This window comes from Snodgrassella sp. B3088 (genome assembly GCF_026535815.1).
Classification (GTDB): Bacteria; Pseudomonadota; Gammaproteobacteria; order Burkholderiales; family Neisseriaceae; genus Snodgrassella; species Snodgrassella alvi_E.
This window is the reverse complement of sequence record NZ_JAFNPG010000007.1, coordinates 147,079-163,161: the sequence shown is the minus strand read 5'-3', so window position 1 is coordinate 163,161 and position 16,083 is coordinate 147,079. Positions and strand designations below refer to the sequence as shown.

The following is a 16,083-nucleotide window of genomic DNA, read 5'->3' as shown; positions in this document are numbered from 1 at the left end:
ATGGGCACCAAATGGTGCCCGCTATGATTTGCCAGTTTTACTCCGTTCAGGTCTGGCTGCCGCCCACAGTTAGGCCGGCATCAATGCGTAGCGTTGGTTGTCCCACCCCTACCGGCACACTTTGTCCGTCTTTACCGCACACACCTACACCACTGTCCAAACGGCTGTCATTACCAATCATACTCACATGTTTCAAAACTTCAGGTCCACTGCCGATAATGGTGGCACCTTTTACCGGATACTGCAGCTTACCATTTTCAACCCACCAAGCTTCTGAAGCACTGAAAACAAATTTGCCACTGGTAATATCAACTTGCCCGCCCCCAAAATTCACCGCATACAAACCTTTATCCACAGAAGCAAGAATTTCTTCTGGATTAAGCACACCATTTTCCATATAAGTATTGGTCATGCGTGGCATCGGTGCCGAAGCATAGTTTTCACGGCGGCCATTACCGGTAACGGGTACACCCATCAGACGAGCATTGGTTTCATCCTGTAAATAGCCACATAAAATACCATCTTCAATCAGTACTGTGCGCTGGGTGGCATTGCCCTCATCATCCATATTCAGCGAACCACGGCGCTCAGCTATATTACCCTGATCCACCACCGTTACGCCTTTGGCCGCTACCCGCTCACCCAGACGGCCAGCAAAGGCACTGGTGCCTTTGCGGTTAAAATCACCTTCCAGACCATGTCCAACTGCCTCATGCAGCAGCACACCCGGCCAGCCGTTGCCCAATATCACCGTCATCGAACCGGCCGGAGCCGGCCGTGCTTCCAGATTGGTCAGCGCCTGTGCCACAGCAATATCCACATACTCTTTAACTTTGGCCTCATCGAAATAGCCCAGATCAAAGCGGCCACCTCCACCGCTACTGCCTTGTTCACGCCGTTCACCCTGCTTCGCAATCACCGTAACCGACAAACGCACCAGCGGACGGACGTCAGTGTGTATCCGGCCATCCAGCCGCGCCAGATAAATCAGCTCATGTTCACATACCAGACCAGCCATCACCTGCACAATGCGCGGATCCGCAGCTTTAGCCAGTGTTTCTACCCGCTGCAATAAAGCTACTTTCGCAGCCGCATCCAAGCTCAGCATCGGATTAGCCATTCCGTACAGCGGCTTGGCCAGATTTCGCGTTTGCAAGCCAACTGAGCGTTGCTGGCCAGCCTGACCAATTGCCCGTACCGCCTGCGCCGCATCGGTTAACGCCTGCACGTTTAGATTATCTGCATAAGCAAACGCCGTTTTTTCTCCGCTGACTGCACGTACCCCCACACCCTGCTCAATCTGAAAACTGCCCGACTTCACCATGCCTTCTTCCAAATGCCAGCTTTCATAAGTACTGCGTTGACAGTAGATATCGGCATAATCAATATGATGTGCGCTCATCAACGACAGCGCATGAGTAAAGTCAGCTACAGCCAGCTCGTTATCGGCCAGTAACTGTTGATGTACAAGTTGAGAGGTTGGAGTAGAAATAGGCATGTGTGATAACAGATAGAATTGTGACAAAAAGCACAAACAGAGAAAGGGTTTAAACACAAAATAACTGTGGGCAATTATACCGAAAACAAGAAGTGTCTGGGTAAATGCCAGCTACCACCCTCAAACACAAGCAGCATTTTATGCTCGTGATACAAAAACAATATGTAAAAACAAAAATTGTTATTGATAATAATTCTCATTATATTATAATAAGCATCACCAGTTAGTTAGCAATAGTTAACCGGTGAAGACCTCAAGCATCTTTCAACTTTATCTCAGGAGCGGCTTAGCGATTAGCGTTAAATTTTGCATCAAAACTCAAAAACCGAAAACACCAGACCCACTGCATAATCAGTGGGTCTGGTGTTTTAAACATATTTTAAACATAGTTTAGGTAGTCAAGCTACAGCATCAACCCCATAGCCTTGCGGATTTTGCTGTTGCCAGCGCCATGCATCCGCCATCATACAGGCGAGATCACGCTGTGCCTGCCAGCCCAGCTCCTGCGCCGCACGTTCAGGGTTGGCAAAACACACAGCAATATCGCCCGCGCGACGTGGCACAATCTGATAAGGGATTTTTTGTCCACTGGCTGCTTCAAAAGCACGTACAATCTCCAGCACCGAATAGCCCTGTCCCGTACCCAGATTGTAAATATGTACACCGGAGCGATTTGCAGTAGCGCGCATAGCAGATAAATGGCCATCAGCCAGATCCATCACATGAATGTAATCGCGCACCCCTGTGCCATCCGCCGTCTCATAATCGTCACCAAATACCGACAACTGAGCCAGCTTACCTACCGCTACCTGACAGATATAAGGCAATAGATTATTCGGAATTCCGTTCGGGTCTTCACCCATCAGTCCCGATTCATGCGCACCCACCGGATTAAAATAACGCAGCAGCGTCACACTCCAGCGTGCATCGGCTGCCTGAATATCCATCAGCATCCGTTCCACCATATACTTCGACGTACCATAAGGGTTAGTTGTGCCGCCGGTAGCTGCACATTCATCAATAGGTACAGTAGCCGGCGTACCGTAAATCGTAGCCGAAGAGCTGAATACCAGATTAAATACACTGGCTTTAGCCATTTCTTCAGCCAGAATCAAACTGCCGCTGACATTATTATCATAATATTTCAGAGGCTCGCGCACACTTTCGCCCACCGCTTTCAGACCGGCAAAATGCAGAACATTTTCAATTCTGTGCTGAGCAAAAATCTGTTGCAGCAAACCACGATCACGAATATCCCCCTGATAAAACGTGACTTCTTTGCCAGTAATCTGCTTGATACGCTCTAAAACTACACTTGAAGCGTTGCACAAATTATCAATAATAACCACATCGTGGCCGGCATTTAACAACTGAACTGTAGTGTGAGAGCCAATAAAACCAGCCCCACCTGTTACCAAAATGGCCATATATCATCCGTAATAATGGAAACAAAATAATAAAATTAACAAAAATCAGGCAGTACACATCACCTGATAAGCCCTATATTTAAATTATTAAGTTATGTCAGCACAAGTCTGTAATTATAGCTGCAATGTGTAAAGTTGGATGGGCTGAATATGCTGGCTTAGGAAATATTGGTATAAATTCCCTTTTAGCTGCATAGGCAAGCAGCTTATATTGGTAAGCAATGCTGGTATTTTACTACTAGAAAAAATCAGGATTTGCCTAGTGTTAAAATTGAAAAACTTCCGCATGATTGAATAGTCAAAGGCAGTATAGTTCCCAAAATAGCTGAATTCGAAGAATTCACACCTATTTTGACCATCTATAAAGATTTGGATCTCAGCGGTAGTAAAATAAAAAAATCATCGTCAAATTTGACAGTGAAGGGTTGGCGGACATTTCCAATGTTCAAAAAAATATCAAGTGAAAAAAACTATGGCATATTTGATAGTTTAAATCTATGCTTAAACAAGATAAAAAACGGACTGGGTTTAAGTTAAATAACATACAACGGTTAGCAAAACATCTAACCAACTGAATAAACCGATTCTAAATAATTCTATGGTGAAAAACTATCAGATATACTTCACACAACAATGGATAGAATTTTCAGCCAAAGAAAAATAAAAAAAGCTGACCAATCATATGAGTGTAGATGACACAAAGAGAAAAATTAGTTATGCCAAAAAAAAATATTATTTCTTGATGTCAACTAACATTTATTAAAATAATCTGTATATCTTATCAAAATTGGTTTGAATTAGAATATAATTGTTTGATAGTTGTTTTAACAATAAAAAATTATTTTTTGTTGTACGGCTTATTTTGTTAGATTGACTAGAATCTATATAGATTATTTATTATTGATTAATCGGATATACAACAATATCAATGTTAATGTATAACTATCAATTGATTAATGTAAGCGTAAAAATGATTAAAGCAATGTGACAAAAAATTTTTAAAGGGAAGTAGAATGTGTGAAAAAATAAATCCAATTGATATTTATAATAAAAACATCAATATACTACTAGGTTCAGGGGCATCGGCAGACTTGTTTCCAACTCTTTATCTCAAAATCAAAGATGGTGATGGGAGTCAGGAAACAATAGAAACTCTAGCAAATAAATTTAATGATTGCCGTGAAATATTTACTACATTGTTTATGCATTATTACCAAACATGCATTTATCCGGTCCAGTCTTTTGATTTTAGTGGTAAGCACTCAGATTCAGAAGACAAAAACCTTCAAAACTATAAAAATTTTTTGCATACTCTCTTGAGCTTACTAGACCGCAGTAAAGAGCCATATCGCAAAATAAACATATTTACTACAAATTATGATGGTTGTTTATCTCATGTGGCTGATACGATGTTATTTAAGGACGTTCATGAATTTGTAATAAATGATGGTACTGCAGGATTTCATAAGAAAATTCTACATCCTAGAAATTTTAATACTTTTCAATCCCAAATAGGAATTTTTGAGCGTAGTAATTATGGCATTCCTCAACTGAATATTATTCATCTACATGGTTCAGTATATTGGAGTAAAATTGAAGATAAAATTGAAGTTAATTACACTAAACGATTTGAAAATTTTTTGGATAACTCAATTCAAAACAAACTTGAAGCTTTTTCGGATTATCTAGCAAATGAAAATAATAAAAGTGAAAATATTTTTGCTATAGATTTGAATAACGAAGAAATAAACAAATTCTGGGAAAAATATAATCAGCTTCCTATTGTGAATCCAACCAAATGGAAGTTTTATGAGACTGTTTTTGATGAACATTATTATCAGATGCTCAGATTTTTAAGCTACGAACTGGAAAAACCAAATTCAATACTTATTACTTTCGGTTTTTCATTTGCAGATGAACACATTCTTAAACTTATACAGCGTTCGCTTTCCAACCCACAGCTCCAAACCTTTATCTGCTGCTATAGTTCTAAAAGTAGAAATAATATGGAAGAAGCATTTAAATTGTGGCGAAATGTAAATGTTATAGGGCCGAATAATGATATAAATAAACTAGATTTTTCTAAGTTTAATGAATCTGTTCTCTCGATTAGTTCAAAGGGGATGAATAATTCGGAAAATCTGGATGATTCAAATGTGATGAAAACACAAAATAACGAGTAAAAGCGATGAGTATCACTGTAGGAGAAGTAATTGCTGTTAGTGGCGTGCGTATAACACTGCGAATTTTTAAAGATTCCAATCAGGAAACGATATTTTATAATGGTGTGAAGTATCGTGGAGTTTCACTCGGCGAGCATATATCTATCCAACGTGGATTTATCGATATCGTGGGTATTATTGAAGGTGAATATCTAGATGAAAAAACCTTTGATTCTGATTTAGAAAAAATTCAGTATATTCGAAAAGTAGAAATGCGCCCATTAGGCTATATTATGAATAATAAGTTTTACGAAGGCGTTAAATACATGCCTATGATTTTAGATAAAGCTTATTTATTGAGTGAAAACATGGTTGGTAAAATCTATGGAATAGAGGATTGTAGCAATTTTTCAATTGGTAATACGCTTAAAGAGGATATTCCTATTAACTTACCATGGATGCGTATATTCAATAGCCACATTGGTATTTTCGGTAACACAGGAAGTGGTAAATCAAATACCTTAACAAAACTATACACTACACTTTTTAATGAGAAAAAAAGTGCTATTAAAGAGAAAAGTCAGTTTGTTATCATTGATTTCAATGGGGAATATACTAAAAACCAAATTATTCCCACTAAAGAAAAGCTGATTACTATTTTAAACACCAGAAAAGAGGAAGATAAATTCCCTATTAATAACGAACATTTTTGGGATGAGGAAATACTCAGCCTTTTGTTTAAAGCTACTACAAATACACAGAAGCCATTTTTACGGCGAGTAATTAATGGTAGAAAAAAATACAAAGATAAATCATTAAAAGATTATTTGGCAATAGTTTTTAGAAGCGTTTTTACTACTCCACAAGCAAAACCCAATGCACTAGATATATGTCGTGAGATTGCACAGAAGATTGGAGATAGCGATCTACAAAAGAAACTAAACAACATAGAGTATTTCAGTCCTACAGGGGTTTTTAGGATTCAAGAAGAAGATTGGTGCTATTATTTAAATTCTGAAGGGAATTCTTATGAAAAACTCTTATCTCCAATTATTGATTCCATAGACAATTTAGAAAAAATAGATGAGTTCGATGAACTTTTATTAAGATGTTATCTACGCTTTTGTTCAGATATTGTTTATGTAAAAGCACAGTACGAGCATATTCAGCCACTAATAATCCGAGCTGAGGCATCATTATCAACGTTCCAAAAAGTGCTGAAAATTGTGCCGGATTCACAATCACAACCTCTTTTGCACGTCATTTCTTTAAGAAAGTGTAATAATGAAATAAAAAAAATTTTGCCATTATTAATTGCCAAGAATTTATACAGCAAGCATAAAGACTCAGAAGCTAACATCAGTCCACCAAATAAAACACTGCATTTTATCATTGATGAAGCCCATAACATTCTGTCGGAACAATCAACTCGTGAGCATGAGTTATGGAAAGATTACCGGTTGGAATTATTTGAGGAAATCATTAAAGAAGGACGCAAATATGGTGTTTTTTTAACACTTGCTAGTCAGCGACCTGCTGATATTTCTCCTACTATTGTTTCACAAATTCATAATTTTTTTATTCACCGTCTAGTCAATGAAAAAGACCTGATGCTACTGGATAATACCATTAGTACTTTAGACAAAAATTCCAAGATGCGAATACCTTGTTTGGCTAAGGGATGTTGCGTGGTCACAGGAACAGCGTTTGATTTGCCTATGATTTTGAAAGTTGACCCTCTTGAAAAGAAATACCGTCCACTCAGTGATGATGTAGATTTAGAAGAATTATGGAAGATTAATTTAAACGAATAAAAATCAAAAAAAGCTAATGGTTTCATAACAAAGGAAAATATCATAGTTCTTTTCAGTGTCAGTCGCTGGTGGGTGGTTTGATAACAGGCATTTCGTATGCAGGTTTGTCAACTTCGTGTTATTCCATAAGGAAGTTATATGAAAACGGAAAGGCAAAATATGTCAGTTCTTAAAGGTTTTCTACGTCGTTTTCTAAGACAGAAATTCGTTGGCGTAGCCCTTGTTTTTGATTTCTTCCGTTTGTTCGTAGTGAAGGGTAGTGGTGAGTTGGGATTGTCAGGTACTTATATGTTATTTATTCGTGGATGGTAATGTGGTATAGCTGGGAAATGGGTGATGGTAAAGCTAAGATGTTTCTAACATGCGCTGGGTCTGTCTTCGGAGCAGGTGCAGCAGGTATTTCAGCATGGAATTAGCAAATAACATCATTTTAAAAGAGACATCTTTGTTGAAAGCCGATTTATAGTCAATTCTTAAATGATGAGTAAGTTGTTGCCGGAACGTGCGGCGATACCGGTTCGCTTAATAGAATGGCGGGCAGTCTGAATACCAAGTTATCTGCTTAATAAATGATGGCTACATAATGAATCCCCCATTGTTTTAATTTCTTAAGATAATTTTTATTCAAACTTTGAAGTGTCGGTAGCACAAACACGAAGTCGATGACCATCTGGATCATTTCCTACAAATGTGTATCCGAAATCGAGCATTTGTGGTTCAAGTTCAATTCTGACGTTTAATTTCTTCCATGTCGAATAAATTTCATCTACATCATTTTTTGTTACATCATTAAATGACAACTCAAAACCACCGTAATGATTGGGTGCCTTTGGCGTTATTTTATCAGCCTCTTGTAGCCCTAAAATAAAATTATCTTTCAATAAAAATACAGCGAAGCCAGGATAAGTATTAATAGAAGGACGCCCTAGTATTTTTGTGTAAAATTCTGTACTAATATCAACATTTTTTGACATAAACAATGACGCTATTAGGTTTAAACATTTTTTGTTTCCTTCTAGTGATAAAAATTAATTTTCTTAATTTTGATTATCTAGAATATAAAGTTGATGGATGGCATTTTATATTTTGTTTGATCAACGAGCTCCGAAGCCGGTGAGCATGGTTTTGAGGGTTTTAAAGAAGATAAGAATGTCGAGTGAAAAGGAAAAGTGTTTGATGTAGTAAAAATCATGCTCGATTTTTATTTGGGTTTGTTCGGTGTCGGCGGCATAGCCCTGTGTGACCTGAGCCCAGCCGGAGATGCCAGGTTTGACGATGTGGCGGTAGTCGTAAAAGGGAATTTCTTGAATAAACCGGTCGACAAATATTTTTTGTTCGGGGCGGGGGCCGATGAGGCTCATGTCGCCTTTGAGAATGTTCCAGAACTGGGGCAATTCGTCGATGCGGGTTTTGCGGATGATATGGCCGATGCGGGTAACGCGGCTATCGCCTAGTTGCGCCATCTGGGCACCATTTTTTTCGGAATCGCTGCACATGCTGCGGAATTTGTATATGCAGAATTCATGGCCACCGCGGCCGACACGGTTTTGCCGAAAAAGAACGCTACCGGGGCTTTCAAGTTTGATGGCGATGGCTGTGACAAGCATTACTGGTAAGGTAATGGGACAAGACAGAAGAATAAGTAGAATATCGGCTAAGCGTTTTATCAGTACATAGGTTGGTGAGGGTAGGAGTGAACCTAGGTCGTTTTCGTACAGATGATGAATTTTAACGCGGCCGGTAAGGAATTCTTCTACTTGACGAATATTGTATACGGGCATGCCGGCGAGGGTCTGGCTGGCGAGAAATTTTTGCCAATGGTGGTCAAGCTCGGGTTCGTGCAAGTCGGCTACGATGCCGTTGATATTTGTGGCTACGGGGAGATCTGGGCTGGTGAGTTTGATCCAATTAACGTTGGGTAGCTGATCTGCGTTAATGGCGCGGCCGTAGGGTAAATAGGCATAGGTGGTGATAAATTTGTTGCGGTAGTAGATGTAGGCGATGCACAGGAAGAGGGATAGGCAGCCGGCCATGAATAGGAACCATACGGTGTAGGGCAGGTTGAAGAATTTGGCTGCCATCCACATGCCGAAAAACCAGAAGAAAGTATGTGGCAGGGCGATAACGGCGGATTTGCGGCCGGGAAAGTTGCTGAATACGGACAGAGATTTTGTGTTGAGTAGGTGGGCGATACCGGCAAGGATGATGCTGGTGATGAAGGCGGCTCGGCCTTGTGAGAAGCCTTTGATGGGCTCCATGATGGCCAGAGGGAGTAGCATGACCAGCAGGGAACCGAAAAAGAGGCGGCTTTTATAGGAAAGTAAACTTCGCATGATAGTGGGTTTATTTATTCAGGCGCAAATGTTGGTAGAGGTGGGTGAGCATGCTGGTAGGCAATAGACGGCTACTGCCGCGCAGGGCAAAACAGCTGAGTGCTGGCAGCAGGGGCTGGCTGCGGAGGCGGCGTTTAAGGCACAGCAGTTGCCATTCGCTGCTGAGGTAGCTCAGTCCGCGCCGGCGTGCATGCATGTTGTGGCCAGCACGGGCGTAAACGAGGATTTCGGGTAGGTTGGCAGCCTGATAGCCGGCGGCAAGCAAGCGCAGCCACAGGTTGTAGTCTTCCATCCACTGGTGGTGCTGGTAGCCGCCTACGGCAAGTACGGCGCTCTTGCGGTAGGCAACAGCCATGTGGTTAATGGGGTTTCGCCATTGAGCATAGTGTCTGATGGCATTGTTGCTAAGGGGTACCTGTCGCACGGTGCTGGTGTGTTCAGGGGTGGTGTTGAATTCTGCTATCTGGCCGCTGAAGAAGGCGATATCGGGGTGCTGTTGGATGTATGCCCACTGGCGGGCAAAGCGCTCGGGTGCACAGATGTCGTCCGTATCCATGCGCATAATCCATTCATGCTGACAGTATTCGAGGCCGGCATTGAGGGCGTGGCCAAGGCCAACATGCTGAGGCAGCGGGATGATGTGCAGGGGCAGGCGGGTTTGGTATTGGCTGAGTACCTGTTGCAGGTTGCTGCCGATGGGGCCGTCGAGTACGACGATGATTTCTTCTGCCTGTATGCTCTGCGTGCACAGGCTGTCAAAACAGGCACTGAGCCAGTGTGGCTGTTCCTGTGCATACAGTGAGAGCAAGACGGAAAAGGGTTGCGTATTCATTGGCTTGGCAGCAGTGGCAGGTATGCCGGTGGTTTGTCAAGATTTGTTTATTATATCGCAACAATGTTGTCTGGTGACTGCTGCCTGCTGGGTGCTGTGGGGTTGTGCTGAAAAATCAAGGATTGGTATTGATTTTTTTACATTTGTGTCTGTTAAAGCTGGGTCTGGCTATTGTTCAGTTCGAATGAGGCTGGGTTGGGGAGGTAGTGCTGGTAGAAGGTGTGCTGAGCGTGGATAAGCTGAGCTACTTCGTTGCTGTTTTGGCTGGTGCAGGTGTCGTTGAGGCAGACAAAGCGGATTTCGGGATGCTGATGCAAGTGGTCGATGGCATGGTTAAGATCGGCAAGATTGCTGATGTTGCGTACGTACCCATCGTTATATTTGTGCGGGATGAAAGCACCGCTGGCCAGTTGCCAGTAACGGTTGAGGTAGATAGTGAGGTCGTTTGGAGCACGGAAGCGGTTGGCCGTGCTGGCCAGAATTTCGGGGGCGAAGTGCTGGTAGACTTCTTGCAGGGTATGGCGGGTATAGGGCTGGGGTAGATGCCAGTGAGCAAACCAGAAGTAATGACGGTAAAAATATTTGAGCAGGATGTTGCTAATTTTTTCACGCAGGCTGTAGCTGCTGGCGAAAAGCTGTTGTTTGCTGAGGCTGGCTGGCTGAAATTGACGGTTGATGAGGCGGATGTTGTTGTTGAGGGCATCTACCCAGCTGTTTTGGCCACGCAGACGGCTGAAAAGGGCTCCGCGCTTGAGCCAGCCATGGCAAAGGAAGTCGACGGGCAGGCCGTGCTGAAATAGGCGCTCGCGCGGGGTGGGACGAAGGATGACAGTATCGTCATTGAGGTAGACGAAGTGCTCGCTCAGGCCTTTGAGATTGACCAGATTCATCTCGATGGCAGATGAGTTGAATACGGGCAGGTGCCGGGGTCTGATAAAAAGCTGCTGATGGCTGACGATTTCGATTTTTGGGTGGTTGGTTTGTAGCCAGTTTGGGCGCTGGTTGGCGGTAATCAGATAGATTTTGTGATACCACGGGCAGTTTTGCTCAATTGAACGTAAAACGTAGCGCACGGTGCCGAAATCTTGATAGCGGTTGTTGCTGACGGCGTCGCTGTGCCCCTGATGCTGTGGCAGCCAGCGGTTTTTTTCGGCCAGCCATGCGGGATCGCCGCCATCTACCCAAGGCAGGACGAAGTCAATTGGGGTATGGTCTGAGCTGGTGTTCATCGAAGTTTCCGTTTGAGCAGGGCGATGAGTTTTTGACTGTTGCTGGCGCCGAGGGTGGTGCGCAGTAGGCTGAGTAGAAGGCGTTTGATCTGGTCGGTATGTTTGCTGTCGCTGAGCCAGCTGCCATCGTAGTGATGGATACAGACTGTGTTGCTGGTGCGGTTTAGTTCATGGGTATAGGCGTTTTTGGCCATGAAGTAGTCGCTGGGATAGACGCAGACGTAGTCTGGAATTTCCTGCATCTGGTTGTTGAGGATGATGCCGTGCTGCTGGTATAGCTGTTTGAATATTTGGTTGATGGTGATGAGCTGCTGTGGGTTGAATTCGAGCTGCTGGTATTGTTGCCAGATGTCGTGCATCAAGGCGCTGCCGGCCTCACATCCCATTACGCCGGCCTGCGGGTTGCAGGTGAGCTGGCGGGTGTAGGGATTCATGCCTTGTTCGAAGCCGGTGAAGCAGTGGTGATGCAGGAATGGGTCGAATGAGGCCACCATTTGGACGTCGGTATCCAGATAGATACCACCTTGCTGATACAGTGCTTGAATGCGGCACACGTCGGCGACGAAAGCGTATTTGCCGGCGGCATAGGCAGCGCGTGCGTAGGGATTGGCCTGATAGTCAAAGTTTTGTTCGTTCCACAGCTGGAGCTTGTAGTCGGGCAGATACTGGCGCCAGCTGTGCAGATAGCGCTGGGTGGTGGTGGGTAATGGCTGTGGACCGAACCAGCAGTAGTGTATGAGTTTGGGTATCATTGGACGGGCCGGCGGTAAATGAGCAATAGGAGGAAGCTGAAGGGTAAGGCTGCAATCAGGCCGGTGATGAGGCTCAGTTTAATCCAGTCGAGATAGTTGTGCACGCTGATGCTACTAATGGGCTGCCAGCCGATGCTGATGGCTACGGCGATGGTGATGAATATAACCAGCCATAATATGAGTGGACGGCTGAAGGACAGGGAGAGGATATGGCGGCAGCTGTAATGGAGCATTTCGGTGCTGCGGTACAGAAATGAGATGAGTGCGGCCAGTAGGATGCCGGCGCTGCCCCATATCTGGATAAAACACAGGGAACAGGTGATGTTGATACCTGCTTCAAGCAGGGCTTGTAGTTTGGTGGCTTTGTAGCGGCCGGCGGCCATGATGATGGTCATGGCTGGAATTCGGCTGTTTTCGATGATGCCGACAAATAGAAATAGGATGGCAAGTACGGGCTGGTGGTAATTGGCATCGGTCATGTTGTGGGTGTAAAGCTGGATAAACGGTGCCAGCAGTAGGCCAGTGCAGGTGTAGACCCAGCCGAGAAAGCACATGAAGAGGCGATTATAGCGGCAGAAGTTGTGGCGGGTCTGTGCGGGATTGGTGCTGAGGCTATGGCCGAATATGGCCTGCATGCCTTGTGACAAGGATTGCAATGCCATTTTGATGGCGCCGAAAATGAGGGCATAAACGGCGTAAATACTGGCGTCTTTTAGGGACAGGAAAAGTGAAATGAGTACCAGTGGCGAGCTGAAGATAAGCAGGCCGGTGAGCTGATGGGTGAGGGCGTCCCAGGTTTGTTGCAGGTGGTAGGGATGGTGTTTGTCGTAGTGCTGGTTTAGGCCGGAGTAGTGATGGCGGACATAACGGCGGTAGAGGAGGAATTTTGCAGCTTGTATCAGGGCAGATGCTGTCTGTACGCTCAGGATGCTGTAACCGGCGCGGATGAGCCAGTAGCAGACGGCGATGTTGGCGAGAATGCTGACTGCTTGTATGCCGGAGATGATGTAGGTTTTCTGGTCTGCGGTAAGGAGGGCGCGGTAGCTGCCGAAAAAGAAGAAATCAAGGATGTTGACGGCACCCATGACCAGTACGATGCAAAAGGTCAGGTTGGCGCTGATTTCATGGCGGGTGAGCCATGCAAACAGGGTGGCCAGTACTACTAGGGCGACGGCAAACAGGCTACCTGAAATCCGGTAAAAATGATGGGCTGCGGCAAGGATGTGGTTGCGTAGCTGGTTGTCATGGGCAGTAAGGGCCTGATACAGGGCGACGATGGCGGCGGCCCCGATGCCTGCCTCCAGCAAGGTGAGGTAGGCGATGAACTGTTTAACGGATGCGAGCATGCCGTTGGTGGCTGAGCCGTAGGTTACGACAATCAGGGGCGGCAGGATAAAGCCGCCCAGTGCGGTGATCAGTTGCAGCAGGAGGTTGGCAGAGATGTTTTTCAGGATTACGGCACGGGTGCTCATGAAGCCTCTAATGTATAGTGCCGGCTTAGTGACAGTTACCGCTGCGCTGCATGCGGCCGTAGCGGCCGGTAATGGCGTTGATGTCGTTCATGGCTGAGTTGTCTACGCCGCTGAATACAACGCGCATTTTGGCTATGCTTGTGGGGGTGTTGCCTGAATCACTGTCGCTACTGCCACCCAATGTGGTAATGAAGGCATCACTGAATCCTTGCATTTTAGCGCGTGCCATCAATCCTTCCGCATCTTCCCTCCGGTTGAATACACCTAAGCTGACTCTGCCCTGATTGATGCCATAGTCGAAGCCCTGCTCCTGAAGACGGGCACGAGTGGTGCTATCGCCACTGGATGAAAGCGCTACCATGTAACGGGTGGGTGCGGGTGTGGTACGGGTTCGAGCCTGTGCGTTTACTTGTTCTATGAAGCGGCTGGTGGTAAACGGCCAGTGGTTGAGCAAGCCTTTGATGCGATGAAAGTCGTCTTCGGGGAGGGTAACGGTGGCGGTACAGGTGCTGGCTGGTGCAGCGGTAGTTTTGTCGGAGTTGTCGGCCGTGTCGATTTTCTGTTTGCCGGCAGTGGTGGTTTCGGTCTTGCTGGCAGCTTTCGCAGCAGGTACAGCGCTGCCGGCAGCGGCTGTTGTATCGGTAGCACGGCGCACGCTGATGTCGGGGCTGGCCGGTGCGATGGTATCAGTGGCAGCGCTGGTGGCGCTGGACGCAGCGGGAGAAGCTGAAATACCGTGTACCAGTTTGCCGGCTATCATGCTGCCGAAAACGATGATATTTAATGCTACCAAGATTGCAAACAGCCATTTCATGCGTATTCAACCCAGTTGAGTAAACCGTAAAGCACTAAATTATCCACAATTTCAATGCGGTTGTCTAAGACAAATGTATCGGGTAAGGCCTGTGCTACTTTATTGGCTCCACCGCCGGTGATGATGATGTCAACCGGTTTGCCAGTGCCGATTTTCTGTTGCAGGCGCTCATGCATGAGGACGATGGCGCCGCAGACGGCATCCATGATGCCGCTGGCCATAGCATTTGGGGTGGTGGTGGCGAAAGCATAGGCTTTGCCGAGCGGGCGGTTGAGGTTGGCGGTACGTCTGGATAATGCTTCTTTCATCAGATGAAATCCCGGCAGGATGCTGCCGCCGAGGTAATGATTGGTGTCGGTAAGAGCGTCAACTGTGACAGCTGTGCCACAGCTGACCACAACACATGCCTGTCTGGTGTATCGCCGGCTGCCGATGAGATTAAACCAACGGTCGGCGCCGTGTTCGGCAGGATTGCGGTAATGATTGCAGATACCGAGGGCTTCAGGCATGGAAGGCAGCCACAGTACCGGTTGTGGCAGAATGGCGGCAATTTGCTGCTGGCGAGCTTCTCCACAGACTGCGCAGCCGATGATGCGTTCTGTGCCGCAGCCCTGTCTGGCCCAGTCTTGTATGAGGGGTTGCAGATCATAATAGGCGGCTTTGCCATAGCTGAGTATGCAGCCGTTTTCTACCCATGCCCATTTAAGCTTGCTGTTGCCTGCATCCAGTAGCAGGCAGCGTTTTTGGGTGGCGTTTTTGGTTTCGGTAGCTGCTGCACCTGGGCGCAGGCTGATTTCGCCATTGACAAAACTTTGTTCTCCGTTGGCAGTTTGTAGCAACAGAGCACCGGAAGAAGCGATGCCGCTGACAGTGCCTTCGGCTAGGGTGCGGCCGCCTGTCAGCAGATGTACCAGCCGTCCCTGATCGCGGTGTAATTGATTGTAATCAGCCAGAAATGGGCTGAGCCCATGCTGATTGAAGCGGGGCAGAAATTGAGCCAGTTTGGCAAGAATGCCCTGAAAAATTCGGCTGACTTGTGCCTGAGGTAGCAGGGACAGGATGGCGGTGGCGGTGCCAACCTGATCGGGGATGCTGAAATTGAGGCCAATGCCGATAACAGCGGTGGTTTGTTGCTGATGACTGACGGTTTCAATCAGGATGCCGCCAAGTTTGCTGTTGTCCAGCATCAGGTCATTGGGCCATTTAATTTGAGCGGGGATGCCGAGTTCGCGCAGGGTCTGGGAGATGGCCACTGCTACGATAAGTGCCAGTCCGCCAAGTTCGGCTTGTGGGCGCTGGAATGTCCAGCTCAGGCTAAACATCAGGCATTCGCCAATGCGATTTTGCCATGCTTTGCCCTGACGGCCGCGTCCGGCTGTTTGTTCGTAGGCCAGATAGATTTGTGGTGGGCTGTCTATGGGTGCGTGGCGTACCTGTTCCAGCAGAATGGTGTTGGTGGAGGTGGTCTGAGCCAGCAGATGCGGTTCAAAGCCGTACTGGCGCGCGCAGTGATTGAAGGTGTTTTCGGGTATCAATGCCAGTGTTTTGGTAAGCTGCCAGACGCCATTGCGCTGACGCAGAAGACTTTGGATATGGGCAGGCATTTCCTGCCAAGCTGCGTTGAGCTGGGGTATTTTGCAGTTCAGGGTTTTTGCCAGTGTCTGTACTTCATGCGCCAGACCATCGGCAAGCAGGGCCAGTAAAGGCCAAAACGGTGTGTTCATAAAATGGCATGGCCATTGTTTTGCTG

At 46.0% G+C, this 16,083-nt stretch carries 13 protein-coding genes; 3 read left to right on the top strand and 10 right to left on the bottom strand.

Going from position 1 to position 16,083, the window contains the following annotated elements:
* Window positions 1–46: 46 nt before the first annotated feature.
* Window positions 47–1,498, bottom strand: coding sequence for a metalloprotease TldD (gene tldD / locus J3U75_RS05535; protein WP_267390936.1), 1,452 nt, complete (start codon window positions 1,496–1,498; stop codon window positions 47–49).
* A gap of 398 nt (window positions 1,499–1,896) precedes the next feature.
* Entirely contained in the window at window positions 1,897–2,925 is a 1,029-nt protein-coding gene (gene galE, locus J3U75_RS05530) for a UDP-glucose 4-epimerase GalE (protein ID WP_267390935.1), read from the bottom strand.
* A 1,013-nt stretch (window positions 2,926–3,938) separates the two neighbouring features.
* On the opposite strand from galE, the gene J3U75_RS05525 reads away from it, so the two are divergent.
* The 3 genes from J3U75_RS05525 to J3U75_RS05515 all read left to right on the top strand — a co-directional run bounded on the left by J3U75_RS05525 (window position 3,939) and on the right by J3U75_RS05515 (window position 7,213).
* Complete coding sequence (locus tag J3U75_RS05525) at window positions 3,939–5,108, top strand: SIR2 family protein (protein WP_267390934.1); 1,170 nt, start codon at window positions 3,939–3,941, stop codon at window positions 5,106–5,108.
* Window positions 5,109–5,113: 5 nt separating this feature from the next.
* On the top strand, window positions 5,114–6,901 hold the full coding sequence (locus J3U75_RS05520; protein WP_267390933.1) for an ATP-binding protein: 1,788 nt from the start codon (window positions 5,114–5,116) through the stop codon (window positions 6,899–6,901).
* Window positions 6,902–7,039: 138 nt separating this feature from the next.
* The gene (locus J3U75_RS05515; RefSeq protein ID WP_267390932.1) at window positions 7,040–7,213 is read left to right on the top strand and encodes a hypothetical protein; all 174 of its coding nucleotides are present in this window, start codon (window positions 7,040–7,042) and stop codon (window positions 7,211–7,213) included.
* Between the two features lie 308 nt (window positions 7,214–7,521).
* Here J3U75_RS05515 and J3U75_RS05510 read toward each other — a convergent pair whose 3' ends face one another.
* The 8 genes from J3U75_RS05510 to J3U75_RS05475 all read right to left on the bottom strand — a co-directional run bounded on the left by J3U75_RS05510 (window position 7,522) and on the right by J3U75_RS05475 (window position 16,057).
* On the bottom strand, window positions 7,522–7,875 hold the full coding sequence (locus J3U75_RS05510) for a VOC family protein (protein ID WP_267390931.1): 354 nt from the start codon (window positions 7,873–7,875) through the stop codon (window positions 7,522–7,524).
* Between the two features lie 120 nt (window positions 7,876–7,995).
* Window positions 7,996–9,234: an exopolysaccharide biosynthesis polyprenyl glycosylphosphotransferase gene (locus J3U75_RS05505; protein ID WP_100141067.1), complete on the bottom strand. Its 1,239-nt coding sequence runs from the start codon at window positions 9,232–9,234 to the stop codon at window positions 7,996–7,998.
* Window positions 9,235–9,244: 10 nt separating this feature from the next.
* On the bottom strand, window positions 9,245–10,066 hold the full coding sequence (locus tag J3U75_RS05500) for a glycosyltransferase (protein WP_267390930.1): 822 nt from the start codon (window positions 10,064–10,066) through the stop codon (window positions 9,245–9,247).
* A 152-nt stretch (window positions 10,067–10,218) separates the two neighbouring features.
* Window positions 10,219–11,295, bottom strand: a complete 1,077-nt coding sequence (locus J3U75_RS05495; protein WP_267390929.1) for a stealth family protein — start codon at window positions 11,293–11,295, stop codon at window positions 10,219–10,221.
* On the bottom strand, window positions 11,292–12,047 hold the full coding sequence (locus J3U75_RS05490) for a glycosyltransferase family 32 protein (protein ID WP_267390928.1): 756 nt from the start codon (window positions 12,045–12,047) through the stop codon (window positions 11,292–11,294). The genes J3U75_RS05495 and J3U75_RS05490 overlap by 4 nt, the downstream gene beginning before the upstream one ends.
* Complete coding sequence (locus tag J3U75_RS05485) at window positions 12,044–13,519, bottom strand: lipopolysaccharide biosynthesis protein (RefSeq protein ID WP_267390927.1); 1,476 nt, start codon at window positions 13,517–13,519, stop codon at window positions 12,044–12,046. The genes J3U75_RS05490 and J3U75_RS05485 overlap by 4 nt, the downstream gene beginning before the upstream one ends.
* A gap of 25 nt (window positions 13,520–13,544) precedes the next feature.
* A complete protein-coding gene (locus tag J3U75_RS05480; RefSeq protein WP_267390926.1) occupies window positions 13,545–14,333 on the bottom strand; it encodes an SPOR domain-containing protein in 789 nt (262 codons plus the stop codon).
* Window positions 14,330–16,057: a biotin--[acetyl-CoA-carboxylase] ligase gene (locus tag J3U75_RS05475; protein WP_267390925.1), complete on the bottom strand. Its 1,728-nt coding sequence runs from the start codon at window positions 16,055–16,057 to the stop codon at window positions 14,330–14,332. The genes J3U75_RS05480 and J3U75_RS05475 overlap by 4 nt, the downstream gene beginning before the upstream one ends.
* Window positions 16,058–16,083: the final 26 nt, after the last annotated feature.